Raw genomic sequence first — 13,558 nt, 5'->3', positions numbered from 1 at the left:
ACTCGCAGGCATCTTGTATGTCGAAGAACCCACGGTCTCTCGGTTCGGTCAAGCGTGGCAAGATCTCCATGAGAGGGCGCTCAGCCCCGAATCGTCGATTCAGCTGATCGCTGATCATCTTGAGGGGATCTGACAATGGGCACCGAACAGCGGCTCACACCGGCAGAGCGAGCTGGAATCCGCTGGCATGTAAGCACTCGCAGCGCAGGTGACAATGGTCAGTGCGTCGAGGCCGGTCCGCTCGCTGACGGCTCGGGACGGGTTGCGGTGCGTCACTCCCACCATCCCGAGGGTTCGGTCATCGTCTACACCCGTGCCGAGTGGGAAGCCTTCCTCGCGGGCGCCAAGGACGGCGAGTTCGACTTCTAAGCCGCCACCCGCCTTACCACGCTGCCCCGTCGACGCCATGACGGCGCAAGGCGACCACGAGCGGGCTCGGCATCCGGAACGAGAGGTTCTCCTCGCTCACCGGTGCCTTGACAACGATGCAGCGCTTCAGCAGCGGTGCCAGCTCCGCCACGACCACCTCGGCCTCCAAGCGCGACAACTGGCTCCCCAGGCACCGGTGTGCTCCCGCCCCGAAAGCCAGGTGCCTCCTGGAGCCGCGCTGGCCGGGGACCATCTTCCTCGGGCATTCGGCCACGCCCTCGTCCGCCCCCGCCGCGGCCAGCCAGACGAGGACCGATTCGCCCGCACTGACCTCCACACCCCCGATGTCCGTGTCCCGCGCCGCCATCCTCCGCCACGAGACCAGCGGCGGCAGGAGTCGCAGTCCCTCCTCCACGACCTCGGCCGGCTCCGCGTCGAGCAGCCCCGGCGACTCGATCAGCTCGTGCGCCAGCAGCGTCAAGAACTGCGAGGTGGTCTCCTGGCCCGCGACCAGCAGGAAGAACAGCGCGGCCGTGGCCGCGTCCTCGCCGTGCGCCCGCAGGACCTCTCGCGTCGCCCCGGTGGAGTTCGCCGCCCACGTGCGCAGGACCCGGTGATAGGGACCCACGATCCTCGCCAGTTCGAGCTGCCGTTCGAGGTTCGGCCTGCCCCAGAACAGTTCCAATGCGGTCCTGGAGAACCGCTTCACCTCGGCCGTCGCGTCCACGTCGAGGGCCAGGAGCCGCGCCAGCGCCGCCAGCGGTATCTCCGAGGAGACCGCCTCGTCCAGATCGACCGCCTCGCCCGCGCGGAGTCGCCGTGCGACCCGCAGAACCGCCCGGCGGGTCAGCCCCGTCAGCCACGGCCGCAGATCCGCGACCCTCGCCGGCGCGAAGGCCGCGCCGTACCGAGCCCGAATGTGCTCGTGCGTCACGGTGGCGTTGTTGGCCAAAGTCGCCGGGAGCCGGAACCGGTGCCGCGTCAACTCCCGCAGCACCGCCGGCGGCAGCGGCGTCACGGCGTCGAGCGCGTTCGCCGGCGAGAACCGCTCGGCGTCGAGGAGCACCTCCTTGCCGAGGCGGTGCGAAGCCACCACGACCTGCCCTGCCTCACGGAACACGCGAGCCCCGTTCGCGGGATGTTTCCACAGCTCGAACAGCACGCGCGCAGCCTACCTCCCCCGAACGTATGAAGTCCGTTCACGGTAATCTGCTCTCAGTCTTTCGACGCCGTCCCGGCACACTCACGGCTCGTGAGTACCGCCGGGAGGGTCGAGCCCGCGTCCGATCGTTGCCCGAGCAGAAGGAGCAAGTCCCTTGCAGGAGTACTCCTCCCAGGCCGCATACGACCGAGGCGAGGCGGTCTGCGTCATCGGCGCCGGCGCCTCCGGTCTGATAGCGGTCAAGAACCTCCGCGAGAACGGCTTCGAAGTGGACTGCTACGAGCGCGACACCGTGCTCGGCGGCCTGTGGAACCCCGAGAACCAGCACAGCCCCCTGTACCCCAACACCCACCTGGTGACCTCGCGCGCCCACACCGAGATCCCCGACTACCCCATGCCCGACCACTGGCCCGACTACCCGTCCGCGGCCCAGATGCTCCAATACCTCAAGGGCTACGCCGCGCACTTCGGTCTCGCCGAACACATCTGGTACGGCTCCGAGATCTCCCATGTCGAACCCGTCGAAGGCTCGCGCTTCGAGGTCGTCGTCAGACCCGCCGCCGGATCGGCCGCCCGCCGCCTGCGATACGGCGCCGTCATCGTCGCCACCGGGCACCACTGGGCCCCGAACCTGCCCGCCTACCCCGGCCAGGACCAGTTCAGCGGCACCGTCCTGCACTCCTCGCAGCTCAAGGACGGCTCCCGGCTGCGCGGCAAGACGGTGCTCGTCGTCGGCGGCGGGAACTCCGGCATCGACATCGCCTGCGAGTCCGCCGTCAATGCCGCCCGCTGCGTCCACTCCGTGCGCCGCGGCTACTGGTACCTGCCCAAATACCTCGACGGCGAACCGGCCGACTACGCCCTCGCCCGCCTCCACAACCGGCCGCGCTGGCTCCGCGGCTTCCTCACCGACCGCCTCCTCAAGGGCCACCGCAAGCTCTCGGCCCGCATGGGCATGGAGGCGCCCGACCACCGCCACACCGACGAGGAGCCGGTGCGCAACGGCCGCTACCTCGAACACGTCGGCGACGGGTCGATCGAGCGCCGCCCCGAGATCGCCAGCTTCGAAGGCAACGAGGTCGTCTTCACCGACGGCGAGACGATGCGCCCGGACGTGGTCGTCCTCGCCACCGGCTACAGGCCCGAGATCGGCTGCGTCCCGTCGAAGCTGCTCGGCGTCGGCGGCGAATCCGAGCACCCGAAACTGCTCGCCCGCATGTTCTCCCCGAAAGTCGAGACGCTCGCCGTGGCCGGCCTCGTCGAACCCGGCGTCGGCGTGCTCCCCATCGTCCACTGGCAGACCCACGCGATCTCCCACTGGCTCACCATCCGCAAGGGCGACCCCGAACGCGCCGCGAACTTCCGCCAGCAGGTCGTCAGCGAGTCCGACCAGTACACCGTCGACTCGAACGGGATCTCGCCGCGCCACCGCCTGGCCGTCGACGCCGAGGAATACCTGGCCGGCCTCGGCCGCATCATCGATACCTTGGAACAGGAGCCCGCGAAGTGAGCCTGCAAGACTGGGTCCGGCGCACCCGCACCCCCGAGCCCGCCCCCGTCAAGCGCGAGATCGCCCTCATCGAACCCGGCGACCTGCTCGACTACGAGGCGAAGGACGACCCGGAGGCCTCGCCCGTCCTATGCTGCACCGGCGATCCGGCCGGAGCCGCCGCCTTCGGCGTCCTGTGGCTCAAACGCATCGCCGGCTCGGGCCGCTACGCCGCCGCCGTCAGCGTCCGCGGCCAGGGCAACACGCCGGCCGCACCCGGCGGCGTGGAGGCGTGCGCACATGACGTCGTGCAGGCCGCGATCACCGTTCCCCGCCAGACCGCGCTGGTCGGACACGGCCTCGGTGCGGCATGGACCACCCTGGCCGCCGCCCGATACCCGGCCAACGCGCTGATCCTCGTCTCACCCAGGAAACTGCCGAAGCATTTGCCGGCACCCGTCGGAGACCCGAGGGTCCTGCTGGTGGCGAGCGAGTCGGAGACGCAGTCCAAAGAGGTGCAGGCGGTCACCGACGCCTACGGCGTCGCGCCGCTGACCTTCCCCGGCACGTCGGACGACGTCTTCAAGGGCCCGATCGCCGACGGACTGCTCGACGCGGTCCTGTCCTGGCTCGACAGCAAGGACTGACCGGCGCTCAGACCACCGCGCCGTTGTCGGCCTCGCCCTCGGAGTCGTCCTTCAGGCGGTTGATGAGCAGCCACACGCCGAGCACGAACACCAGGAAGCCGATCAGCCGCCCCGGATTCGTCCCCAGCGGCGCGATCTCGGGGCGCACGAGCAGCGCCAGGCCGCCGAGGACGAACAGCACGCCGCCGATCGCGGGCAGGCTCGGCCACGGCAGCGGCGGCGGCTCCGGCGGCTGGTAGTCCTCGTCGTCCTCGTCCTCGGGAAGCTCGGCGTCCCACAATTCCAGCAGCGTCGGCTCGTCCTCCTCGGCGGGAGGCGGCGCCGGCGGGGTCATGGGCTCGGGCACCCCGGCGGAGTGCTCGGGGTTGAGGTCGCGGATGAGCTCGTTGAAGCGCCGGTCGACGTCCTCGGGACGCAGCTCGCCACCGGACTCCGGCTCTTCTTCGCGGTCAGTCATGGGCACCTCGGGTCTTGGCCAACTGCCTGGTCATGAACTCGACGGTTCCGGAGAAGATCGTCTCCGCGTCGTAGTCGAGGGTCGCTACATGGTAACTGCGCGGCAGGATCGTCGACTCGACGTCCTTGGAGCGCACCGCGGCACGGATGACGGTGCTGTTGCGCGGGTGGACGATGTGGTCGACGGCGCTGGTGAAGATCCGCACCGGGATCGTCACGCGGTGCAGTTCACGGCGGGTGATGTTCCACAGCCGCCGCACCGAGACATAGGCCGCCACGGGGGTGCGGTCGGTCGCCTTCTCGCGCACGTCCGGCTTGGCCAGGTCCGAGCCGATCGCGGCGACGCTCGGCACGATGTAGCGCAGGGCCGGGGCGAGGAAGCCCTGCCGCGTGCTGTCATAGATCGCCGGGTTGATGAGCACGAGACCCTCGAGCTCGGCGCCGCGCAGCTCGGCGAGCCGCAGCGTCAGCGAACCGCCCATCGACAGGCCTCCGGCGAAGACCGGACGCCCGAACTTCTGCGCCTCCTGCAAGCCCTCCTCGAGGTCGGCGTACCACTGGGGCCAGGTGGTCTTCGCCAGTTCCCGCCAGGGCAGACCGTGGCCCGGCAGCAGCCGGCACACGACGTTGAAGCCCGCGTCGCGCAAGTACTCGCCCCACGGCCGCATGCTCGACGGGTCCCCGGTGAAGCCGTGGCACAGGAGCATCGTGGCCTTGGCGTCGGTGCCGACGTCGAACGTGAACGCCTCGGACTCGGTTGACACGCCGCCCCCTTCAGGAGAAAACAGATGCTTCGTGCCGCCCGCCCATTCTCGCACGGACCCGGCGGCGGCGGCCACCGCGCGGCCGTGCGCTCGCACCCCATAGATTCGTACCGATACGCTTGAGTCCGTGATCTACCGGGTGTTGAAGGCGGTGCTGGGGCCCATTATCTGGGCTATCTGGCGTCCCCAGGTCGAAGGGCTCCACTACGTGCCCGATGCAGGGCCCGCGATCCTCGCGAGCAACCACCTGGCGGTGTTCGACTCCGTCTTCCTGCCTCTGGTCGTCAAGCGCCACATCACCTTCATCGCCAAGGCCGAATACTTCACCGGCAAGGGCTTCAAAGGCCGGCTCACCCGCTTGTTCATGGCGATGGTCGGCGCGATCCCGGTGGACCGCACCGGCGGCGACGCCGCCCACGCCTCTCTCGGGACCGGCAAGCGGATCCTCTCCGAAGGCCAGCTCTTCGGCATCTACCCCGAGGGGACGCGCTCGCCCGACGGCCGGCTGTACCGCGGCAAGACCGGGGTGGCGCGCCTGGCACTGGAGACCGGTTCGCAGGTGGTGCCGGTGGCGATGCTGAACACCGGTGAGCTCCAGCCGATCGGCAAGCGCCTCCCCAGCCTCGGGCGGCCGCAGATCAGGATCGGGCCGCCCATGGACTTCAGTCGATACGCCGGCCTCGTCGGCGACCGCACCGTCGAGCGCGCCGTGACCGACGAGGTCATGGACGCGCTCAGGGCGCTGTCGGGACAGGAGTACGTCGACGAGTACGCCGCGAAGGTCAAAGAGAACGACCACGAGCAGGGCGGGGACGCCTGAGGGGCCGGCCGCCCCGTCGACGCTCAGCCCTCGCCGCACCTCACCCCTCGGCCCCTCCGAAACCGGCCCTGCGCCGCAGTGCCGCGAGGTCGACGACGACGATCTTGCGGCCCTCGGTCCGCAGCCAGCCGCGGTTGGCGAAGATCCCGATCGCCTGGTTGACGCTCTGGCGCGAGCCGCCGGCCATCTCCGCCAGCTGGGTCTGGTTCAGCTCGATCGTGGTCATGGGGGAGGAGTGCTGCTCGGCGAGGCGCACCAGCGTCTTCGCCACGCGCCCCGGCAGATCGAGGAACACGTGGTCCGAGGACTGCTCGGTGAGCCGCCGGACGATCATGCCCATCGATCGCAGCACCGCGTCCAGCATCTTGGGGCTCCCGTGGACCAGCTCCAGGAACGACGACCGCGCCAGCGCCAATGCCGTGGTGTCCTCCAGTGCCTCCGCCGAGGCCGACCGCGGCGACCCGTCCAGCAGCGAGACCTCGCCGAGCACCTCGGGCGCGCGCGCCACGTGGAGCATCGCCCGCTCGCCCGTGGCGGCCGTGCGGAAGACGCTCACCGCCCCCGAACGGATCATGATCAGCGACTCGCCTGCTTCGCCTTCGAAGAACAACAGGCGACCGCGACGGTAGTGACGGGGTACCGCCACGTCCGCGATCTTGCGCCGGGCCTGCGGGTCGAGGCCGGCGAACATGGCGACGCCTGCTAGCGGGTCTTCGGATGGGCTGACACCCATAGTTCTTCCCCCTTCGGTGGGACCGATCCGCGGGTTCCCTCCGATGATCGCTGTCTTTTCCGTCGTTGTACAGGGCTTGGTGTCGGAAACTTCACGCTCCGTTGATGCGTGTGTTCAGACGGCGCACTTGTCGCTCGCCCGAATGTACGATCAATTATATGTATTTTGATGTGTAATGTCCGATATCGCTTTGGTCACAGACGGATTGCGAGGTCAGATACCGGCCATCAGATCGTATGGCGTAGCGTCGACCCCAGTCCGGCGACATACGGGCATGTGCCGAGAAGGGCCGAATGATGCCGCCCGTGTTCATACGAAAGGCCGATGCGTGGCGTACCGATACTTCTACGATTGCGAGTTCATCGAGGACGGTCGCACGATCGAGCTCGTCTCCATCGGAGTCGTCGACGAACACGGTCGCGAGTATTACGCCGTCTCAACGGAATTCGATCCCTCCAAGGCCATAGACTGGGTGCGCCGCAACGTGCTCGACAAGCTCCCCGGACCCGCCAGTCCCCTGTGGAAGGACCGCGCGACCATCCGCGACGAGCTGTACGAATTCCTCGTCTCCCCCGTCCGCAGGAAGTCCGGTTCGCATCCGGGCGAGCGCATCGAGCTGTGGGCCTGGTACGGCGCCTACGACCACGTCGTGTTCGCGCAGCTGTGGGGCGCCATGCCCGACTTGCCGCGGGCATTGCCGCGCATGACCAAAGACCTGCGTCAGCGCTGGGACGACCTGGGCCGCCCCGAGCTCCCGATCGCCGACGACGTCGACCTCCACGACGCGCTCGGCGACGCCAAGCTCAACCTGGAACGCTGGAAGGCCCTTGAGGCGTACCGGCAACGCTCGGCGCTGGACCCGCGCTGAGACGCGCCGCAGCCCCGCATCACCGCTCCGAAGTGCCGAGATAGGCTGAGCGAAGTTTCGGCAATGAGGCCGCCCAGTTAACAGTTCTCACTCTAGGGAGTACGACGCATGCGCATTGGCGTGCTCACCGGCGGCGGTGACTGCCCCGGTCTCAACGCGGTCATCCGTGCCGCGGTCCGCAAAGGCACCAAGGAATACGGCCACGAGTTCGTGGGCTTCCGCTACGGCTGGAAGGGCCCGATCGAAGGCATCACGCAGCCTCTGGACTGGGACACCGTCGAGGGCCTCCTGCCCCAGGGCGGCACGATCCTCCACTCCTCGCGCACCAACCCCTACAAGATCGAGGGCGGCGTCGAGGCGATCAAGAAGAACATGGCCTCGCTCGGCGTCGACGCGCTGATCGCCATCGGCGGCGAGGACACGCTGGGCGTGGCCACCAAGCTGACCGCCGACGGCGTCAACTGCGTGGGCGTCCCGAAGACCATTGACAACGACCTCTCGGGCACCGACTACACCTTCGGCTTCGACACCGCCGTCAACATCGCCACCGAGGCGATCGACCGGCTGTGGACGACCGCCGAGTCGCACGACCGCTGCATCGTCGTCGAGATCATGGGCCGCCACGCCGGCTGGATGACCCTGCACGCCGGCATCGCCGGCGGCGCCAACGCCGTGCTCATCCCCGAGGTCGAGTTCGACATGCAGAAGGTCGCCGACTTCGTCAAGGACCGCATGGACGCCGGCAAGTCGACGATCGTGGCCGTCTCCGAGGGCGCGGTCGCCAAGGGCGGCGAGATGCAGCTCAAGGACGGCGAGGTCGACGCGTTCGGCCACGTCAAGCTCGGCGGCGTCGGCGACTGGGTCGCCGACGAGATCAAGAAGCGCACCGGCTCCGAGACCCGCGCGATCATCCTCGGCCACCTCCAGCGCGGCGGCACGCCGACCGCGTTCGACCGCGTCCTGGCGACCCGCCTGGGCCTGGAGGCCGCGGACGCGGTCAACGAGGGCGACTTCGGCAAGATGATGGCGCTCCAGGGCACCGACGTCGTGCGCATCCCGATCCACGAGGGCACCGACGTGCTCAAGACCGTCCCGGTCGAGCGCTACAAGGACGCCGAAGTCTTCTTCGGAGCGTAGCGGAGAAGAACTGAAACGCAGTTTCGGAGCGTGAGCGCCGAAGGCGCGGGCTCTGCGCAGCAGAGCGTAGCGGAGAAGAACTGAATCGCAGTTTCGGAGCGTGAGCGCCGAAGGCGCGGGCTCTGCGCAGCAGAGCGTAGCGGAGAAGAACTGAATCGCAGTTTCGGAGCGTGAGCGCCGAAGGCGCGGGCTCTGCGCAGCAGCGCATCGCCGGTAATCGGTACAAAAGGCACAACCACGGGCACGTCCGGTTCGTTAGACCGGACGTGCCCGTGGCTTTCACCGATGAAATCGGGCGGCTCCCGCAGCTCGCCGATTTCACGTTCCGCAAGACTCTCCGCGACGTCGACTTCGACGGCGTCCCCGTGACGGGTCTCGACGCCGACTTCTACCGCCGACCGGTCGGCGACCGGCTGCTCAGCGTCGGCGTGTACCGGTTCGGCGGCGCCGAGACCCATCGTGCCTGGGGCTGGGTGGGCGAACCGCACTGCGCGTGGCACGCCTACCGCGACCCCGTTTCGGCCGGCTTCGAGGGCCCCTTCCGCGGCTGCCCGAACCTGCGGGTCCTCCTGCTCGACGGGAGCCGAGCGTACGGCTTTGAGCTAGGCTCCGGCGCGCTCCGCCGCCGATTCGTGCTGCACCGCGGCCCGCTCGGCGCGGGCAGCGCGCCTCGTGTAGACGATCGCGGCGACGCTGACGGCGAGCCCGATCGCGAGGCCCCCGCCCTTGAGGGCGTGTGACGCCTCGGGAACGAACGCCAGGACCGCCACCGGCACTTGCACCGCGCCGATGAGCGCCACCAGCGGCCACTTGCTGCGGCCCGATCCCCACAGCAGGGCCGTCCAGATCGGCGCGACCACGATCGCGAGGCTCGCGATGTCGAGGAACGCGTGCAGCACCGGGTTGTGGACCCGGTCGTGTTGGAATGCCGCCGCGGGAGACGCGACGGCGACGAGCATTCCGGCGACGGTCGCCATGAAGGCAAGACGACGAGTCATACCAGACCTCCCTAGGAGTAGCGAGACCTCGACGCTACGCTGGGTAGTCGGGAATGTCTGTCAGGTATTTGCCAATTCAGCGGCTTCGACCGTATTGCGCAGCAGCAGCATCGTCGTCACCGGGCCGACCCCGCCCGGAACGGGCGTGATCGCGCCCGCGACTGGGGCCACGGCCTCGTAGTCGACGTCGCCGAGCAGGCCGCCCTCCGGCGTCGGGTTCGTGCCCACGTCGATCACGGTCGCGCCGGGCTTGACGAACTCGGCGCCGATCATGCCCGCGCGTCCCACCGCCGCCACCAGCACGTCCGCCTCCCGGCAGACCGCGGCGAGGTCCTTGGTGCGCGAGTGGCACACCGTCACCGTCGCCGACTCGGCCAGCAGCAGCAGCGCCGCGGGCTTGCCGACCACCGTCGAGCGGCCGACGACCACGGCGCGCGCGCCGCTGAGCGGGACCCGCTCGCGGCGCAGCAGCTCCAGGACCGCCGCCGACGTCGCCGGCACCCACGTCCGCAGGCCGGCCGCGAGGCGGCCGAGGCTCTGCGGGTTCGCGCCGTCGATGTCCTTGTGCGGGTCGATGTGCCCGCCCACCTCGGCGAGCGTCACGCCCTCCGGCAGCGGCGTCTGGCAGATGACCCCGTGCACCTGCGGGTCGGCCGACAACTCCTGGAGCTTCGCGACGATCTCGTCGCGCCCCGGGCGCTCCAACTGCTCGATGCGGCACCGCAGGCCCAGCTTGTCGGCGGTCTTCGCGATCGACCGCACGTACCAGGCCGTGCCCTCGTCGTCGGTCGGCACCACCACCGCCAGCGTCGGCACGACGCCCGCGTCCCGCAGCCGCTCGGCGGCCGCCCCGACCTCTTCGCGCAGCGCCTTGGCAACCGCGCGCCCGTCGATGTCCGTCATCGTTTCGCTCCTGTAGTCACGGGGGTGAACCTGTAGTCGCGCGGTGAAGAGGTCAAGCCCTGATCCTCTTCGCCACGGTGTGCATGATCGCCTCGGCCTGCGCCTTCGCCTGGAGCGCCTCGTTGAGGGCGCTCGCGAGCCGTTCGCGCTGATCGGCGTCCTTGATCGCCACCAGGTTGATGTCGACGTTCAGCGCCGCCGACTCGAGCGCCGACTTCGCGCTCGACGCCGCGACCGCCACATCCGAGAGCACGTTCGGGTTCGAGCCGTCCAGGACCCGGCCCGCCAGGCGGATGATCCGCGCCGCGACCTTCGCGACCGCGAGCGGCACCTCGGCGGCGTCGACCAGACCGGTCTGGATCGCCGCGGTGCGGGCCTCCTTCTCCGCGTCGGTGGCCTTCGGCAGCTTGTAGGCCGCGACCACGCCCGAGAACGCCTCGGCGTCGTCCTCGGCGAGCCCGATCGCCTCGGTGCGGAGCTCCTCGGCCTCGGCCAGCGCTTCGCGCATCACCTGCTCGTGTTCTGCGAATTTCGGCTTGCCGATGGTCAGATTGCACACCATCGACACCAGGGCCGCCCCCGTAGCCGCGTTCATTCCAGCCGCGGCGCCGCCGCCCGGCGCGGGCCGTTCCGATGCCAGATCGGTCAGCCACTGTTCTATCGTCGTCTTGCGCACCAGGCCAGCCTAGACGCGGAGCCAAAGGTGGGATGTCCGCGCTCGCCGGGCAGGTGTGCGGGTTCACCCACTGAGAAGGGGAAAACACTTTTGTACCCCGCTCCAACACCCACGTAGGATGATCGCGTGAACCGCCAATGGCATGATCTGCGCAATCCTGGGCTCGTCCCCGTCGTCGCCGACGCTGAGGAAGCCGAACGCTATCAGCTCGACGCCTGGCGGAGCCTGCCCAGGGAGCAGACTCCTCCGTGGCCCGACTACGCCGAGGTCGAGGATGTGGCCGGGGTGCTCGCGGGCGTTCCGCCGATCGTCGCGCCCTACGAGGTCGACCACCTGCGCGGGCTGCTCGAAGAGGTCTGCGAGGGCCGCGCGTTCCTGCTCCAGGGCGGCGACTGCGCCGAGACGTTCCTGGACAACACCGAGCACCACGTGCTGGCGAACATGCGCACGCTCCTGCAGATGGCGGTCGTGCTCACCTACGGCGCCTCGCTGCCGGTCATCAAGGTCGGCCGCGTCGCCGGGCAGTACTCCAAGCCGCGCTCCAAGCCCACCGACGCGCTGGGCCTGCCGGTCTACCGCGGCGACATGTTCAACTCGCTGGAGGCGACGGAGGCCGCTCGGGTGTGCGACCCGCAGCGGATGATCCGCGCCTACGCCAACGCCGCCGCGGCGATGAACATGATCCGCGCCTACCTGCGCGGCGGCCTCGCCGACCTCCAGGCCGTCCACGACTGGAACAAGGACTTCGTCCGCAACTCGGCCGCCGGCGAGCGATACGAGGCGATCGGCCGCGAGATCGACCGCGCCGTGGCCTTCATGGCCGCCTGCGGCGTCGAGGACGTCGCCCTGCACACCGCCGACGTCTACGCCTCCCACGAGATGCTCGCGATCGAGTACGACCGGGCCCTCACCCGCATCTTCAACGGCAAGGCCTACGGCCTGTCGGGGCACATGCTGTGGAGCGGCGAGCGCACCCGCCAGTTGGGCGGCGCCCATATCGACTTCCTGTCGCGCGTGGCGAACCCCATCGGCTGCAAGATCGGGCCGACGGCCACGCCCGAGTGGGTCGTCGAGATGTGCCAGAAGCTCAACCCGGACAACGTGCCGGGCAAACTCGTGGTCATCACCCGCATGGGGCACAAGAACGTCCGCAAGCTCCTGCCGCCCATCGTCGAGAAGGTCGAGGCCGCCGGCTGCAAGGTCGTGTGGCAGTGCGACCCGATGCACGGCAACACCTACGAGGCCGCCTCGGGCTACAAGACCCGGGCGTTCGACCAGGTCGTCGACGAGGTCCTCGGCTTCTTCGAGGTGCACCGCCAGACCGGCACCCACCCGGGCGGCATCCACATCGAGCTGACCGGCGAGGACGTCACCGAATGCGTCGGCGGCGCCCAGGAGATCCGGGACGACCAGCTCGCCGACCGCTACGAGACGGCCTGCGACCCGCGCCTGAACACCCAGCAGTCCCTGGAGCTGGCGTTCCTGGTCGCCGAGATGCTCCGCCACTAGTGATCATCCGATAGGGCGCCCCCGACAGGGGGCGCCCTGCTTCATGCCCCGTGCTCCTCGCGCAGGCGCGAGGCCAGCTCGTCGTACGTCGGCGCGAGCGCGCGCAGCGACTCGGCGGCCTCCTCGGCGCGCCCGGTGACCATGTCGTACTGGAGCCCACCGACCAGTTCGGACTGCCGCGCCGCGAGCGCGGCGGACGAGCGCAGACCGATCGCCGACAGGCACACCGCCGCGTCGGCGAGTCTCCTGGCGCCCACGTGGATCGCGAAGTGCGTCAAGTGGTCCCGCGCCGCTTCGGGCAGGCCCTCGGCCGTCTGTGCGGCCAGATACTCGGCGGCCTCGCCGTTGCGCAGGGTACCGGGCGGCACCGGGCGGTCGTGTTCGCCGGTGAGCCAGGCGATCGCGGCCTCGACGGTGCTCTCGATCGCCTCGGCGACCTCGACGTCCCTGAGCTTTCTGAAGTCGGTCCGCGCGGTGTAGGAATCGCCGTATTCGAGGGTCTCCGCACGCCAGGCGTCCAAGAACCGCTCGACCGGCAGCGTCGCGAACGGGTGCCCGGCCGGGTCGTGGAAGCGGACCATGTCGTTCGCGACCCCGAGCGCCACCACGTAGTGGTCGCCGCCGATCGGTTCCCCGAAGCCGGGCCGGTGGACGTGCAGGCCGACCTCCACGGGGCCGACGAGCACCGGATCGCCGGTGCCGGCGGCGTTGAGCAGCCGCTCGGCCTCGTCGCGGTCGCCCGAGACCCGACGGCACTCCCAGCCGAGTGCCGCGATCGCGGCGTCCAGGCCGACGTCGCCGTCCCAGCCCGCCGGGTCGAAGAACGGCGTCGTGCCGCCGAGGACCTGCATCCCGAACGGCGAGCCGGTGAGCACTTCGAGGGCCGCGGGGCCGGGCGAAGCCGCACCGAGGACCATCGACAGCGAGTCCGCATAGCAATATGAACCCGAACCCGTGTAAGGACGGAACATCGAGCCTCCTCTGGATGGTTGTCCCGCGCGGTCCGCTGTGGAACCGTAGACGGTAC

General features: G+C 69.5%; 15 protein-coding genes. 7 read left to right on the top strand and 8 right to left on the bottom strand.

Features of this window, described 5'->3' with window-relative positions; genetic code table 11:
* Nucleotides 1–135 precede the first annotated feature (135 nt).
* Nucleotides 136–369: a DUF397 domain-containing protein gene (locus tag ACYVK3_RS09405; RefSeq protein WP_460497042.1), complete on the top strand. Its 234-nt coding sequence runs from the start codon at nt 136–138 to the stop codon at nt 367–369.
* Between the two features lie 13 nt (nt 370–382).
* Here ACYVK3_RS09405 and ACYVK3_RS09400 read toward each other — a convergent pair whose 3' ends face one another.
* Nucleotides 383–1,531 carry a cytochrome P450 gene (locus ACYVK3_RS09400; RefSeq protein WP_460497041.1) on the bottom strand — a complete coding sequence of 383 codons (1,149 nt, stop codon included), beginning with the start codon at nt 1,529–1,531 and terminating at the stop codon, nt 383–385.
* Between the two features lie 154 nt (nt 1,532–1,685).
* Here ACYVK3_RS09400 and ACYVK3_RS09395 point away from each other — a divergent pair, with 154 nt between their 5' ends.
* Both ACYVK3_RS09395 and ACYVK3_RS09390 read left to right on the top strand, forming a co-directional pair.
* Nucleotides 1,686–3,041, top strand: a complete 1,356-nt coding sequence (locus ACYVK3_RS09395) for a flavin-containing monooxygenase (RefSeq protein ID WP_460497040.1) — start codon at nt 1,686–1,688, stop codon at nt 3,039–3,041.
* Nucleotides 3,038–3,667 (top strand): alpha/beta hydrolase, encoded by a 630-nt coding sequence (locus ACYVK3_RS09390; protein ID WP_460497039.1) that lies wholly within the window; start codon nt 3,038–3,040, stop codon nt 3,665–3,667. The genes ACYVK3_RS09395 and ACYVK3_RS09390 overlap by 4 nt, the downstream gene beginning before the upstream one ends.
* A gap of 7 nt (nt 3,668–3,674) precedes the next feature.
* On the opposite strand, the gene ACYVK3_RS09385 is transcribed toward ACYVK3_RS09390, so the two are convergent.
* Nucleotides 3,675–4,124, bottom strand: a complete 450-nt coding sequence (locus ACYVK3_RS09385) for a hypothetical protein (RefSeq protein ID WP_460497038.1) — start codon at nt 4,122–4,124, stop codon at nt 3,675–3,677.
* Nucleotides 4,117–4,887 (bottom strand): alpha/beta hydrolase, encoded by a 771-nt coding sequence (locus tag ACYVK3_RS09380; RefSeq protein ID WP_460497037.1) that lies wholly within the window; start codon nt 4,885–4,887, stop codon nt 4,117–4,119. Before ACYVK3_RS09380 ends, ACYVK3_RS09385 begins: the two co-directional genes overlap by 8 nt.
* A 127-nt stretch (nt 4,888–5,014) precedes the next feature.
* On the opposite strand from ACYVK3_RS09380, the gene ACYVK3_RS09375 reads away from it, so the two are divergent.
* Nucleotides 5,015–5,707, top strand: a complete 693-nt coding sequence (locus ACYVK3_RS09375) for a lysophospholipid acyltransferase family protein (RefSeq protein WP_460497036.1) — start codon at nt 5,015–5,017, stop codon at nt 5,705–5,707.
* Between the two features lie 40 nt (nt 5,708–5,747).
* Here ACYVK3_RS09375 and ACYVK3_RS09370 read toward each other — a convergent pair whose 3' ends face one another.
* Nucleotides 5,748–6,440, bottom strand: a complete 693-nt coding sequence (locus ACYVK3_RS09370) for a Crp/Fnr family transcriptional regulator (RefSeq protein WP_460497035.1) — start codon at nt 6,438–6,440, stop codon at nt 5,748–5,750.
* Between the two features lie 328 nt (nt 6,441–6,768).
* Between ACYVK3_RS09370 and ACYVK3_RS09365 the strand changes: the two genes are divergently transcribed.
* Both ACYVK3_RS09365 and ACYVK3_RS09360 read left to right on the top strand, forming a co-directional pair.
* A complete protein-coding gene (locus tag ACYVK3_RS09365; protein ID WP_460497034.1) occupies nt 6,769–7,308 on the top strand; it encodes a polyadenylate-specific 3'-exoribonuclease AS in 540 nt (179 codons plus the stop codon).
* 108 nt (nt 7,309–7,416) lie between these two features.
* Nucleotides 7,417–8,445 carry a 6-phosphofructokinase gene (locus ACYVK3_RS09360; protein WP_460497033.1) on the top strand — a complete coding sequence of 343 codons (1,029 nt, stop codon included), beginning with the start codon at nt 7,417–7,419 and terminating at the stop codon, nt 8,443–8,445.
* Nucleotides 8,446–9,047: 602 nt separating this feature from the next.
* Here the strand turns inward: ACYVK3_RS09360 and ACYVK3_RS09355 are convergent.
* The 3 genes from ACYVK3_RS09355 to ACYVK3_RS09345 are packed head-to-tail and all read right to left on the bottom strand — an operon-like array spanning nt 9,048 to nt 11,022.
* On the bottom strand, nt 9,048–9,443 hold the full coding sequence (locus tag ACYVK3_RS09355) for a hypothetical protein (RefSeq protein WP_460497032.1): 396 nt from the start codon (nt 9,441–9,443) through the stop codon (nt 9,048–9,050).
* A gap of 60 nt (nt 9,444–9,503) precedes the next feature.
* Nucleotides 9,504–10,346 carry a bifunctional 5,10-methylenetetrahydrofolate dehydrogenase/5,10-methenyltetrahydrofolate cyclohydrolase gene (locus ACYVK3_RS09350; protein WP_460497031.1) on the bottom strand — a complete coding sequence of 281 codons (843 nt, stop codon included), beginning with the start codon at nt 10,344–10,346 and terminating at the stop codon, nt 9,504–9,506.
* A 52-nt stretch (nt 10,347–10,398) separates the two neighbouring features.
* Entirely contained in the window at nt 10,399–11,022 is a 624-nt protein-coding gene (locus tag ACYVK3_RS09345) for a cyclodeaminase/cyclohydrolase family protein (RefSeq protein ID WP_460497030.1), read from the bottom strand.
* A 147-nt stretch (nt 11,023–11,169) separates the two neighbouring features.
* Here ACYVK3_RS09345 and ACYVK3_RS09340 point away from each other — a divergent pair, with 147 nt between their 5' ends.
* Nucleotides 11,170–12,531: a class II 3-deoxy-7-phosphoheptulonate synthase gene (locus ACYVK3_RS09340; protein ID WP_460497060.1), complete on the top strand. Its 1,362-nt coding sequence runs from the start codon at nt 11,170–11,172 to the stop codon at nt 12,529–12,531.
* Nucleotides 12,532–12,572: 41 nt separating this feature from the next.
* Here ACYVK3_RS09340 and ACYVK3_RS09335 read toward each other — a convergent pair whose 3' ends face one another.
* The gene (locus tag ACYVK3_RS09335; protein WP_460497029.1) at nt 12,573–13,502 is read right to left on the bottom strand and encodes a hypothetical protein; all 930 of its coding nucleotides are present in this window, start codon (nt 13,500–13,502) and stop codon (nt 12,573–12,575) included.
* Between the last annotated feature and the right edge of the window lie 56 nt (nt 13,503–13,558).

This window comes from Glycomyces tarimensis, assembly GCF_054776215.1.
The sequence above is the reverse complement of the archived record's forward strand: the minus strand, read 5'-3'. Positions and strand labels throughout refer to the sequence as shown.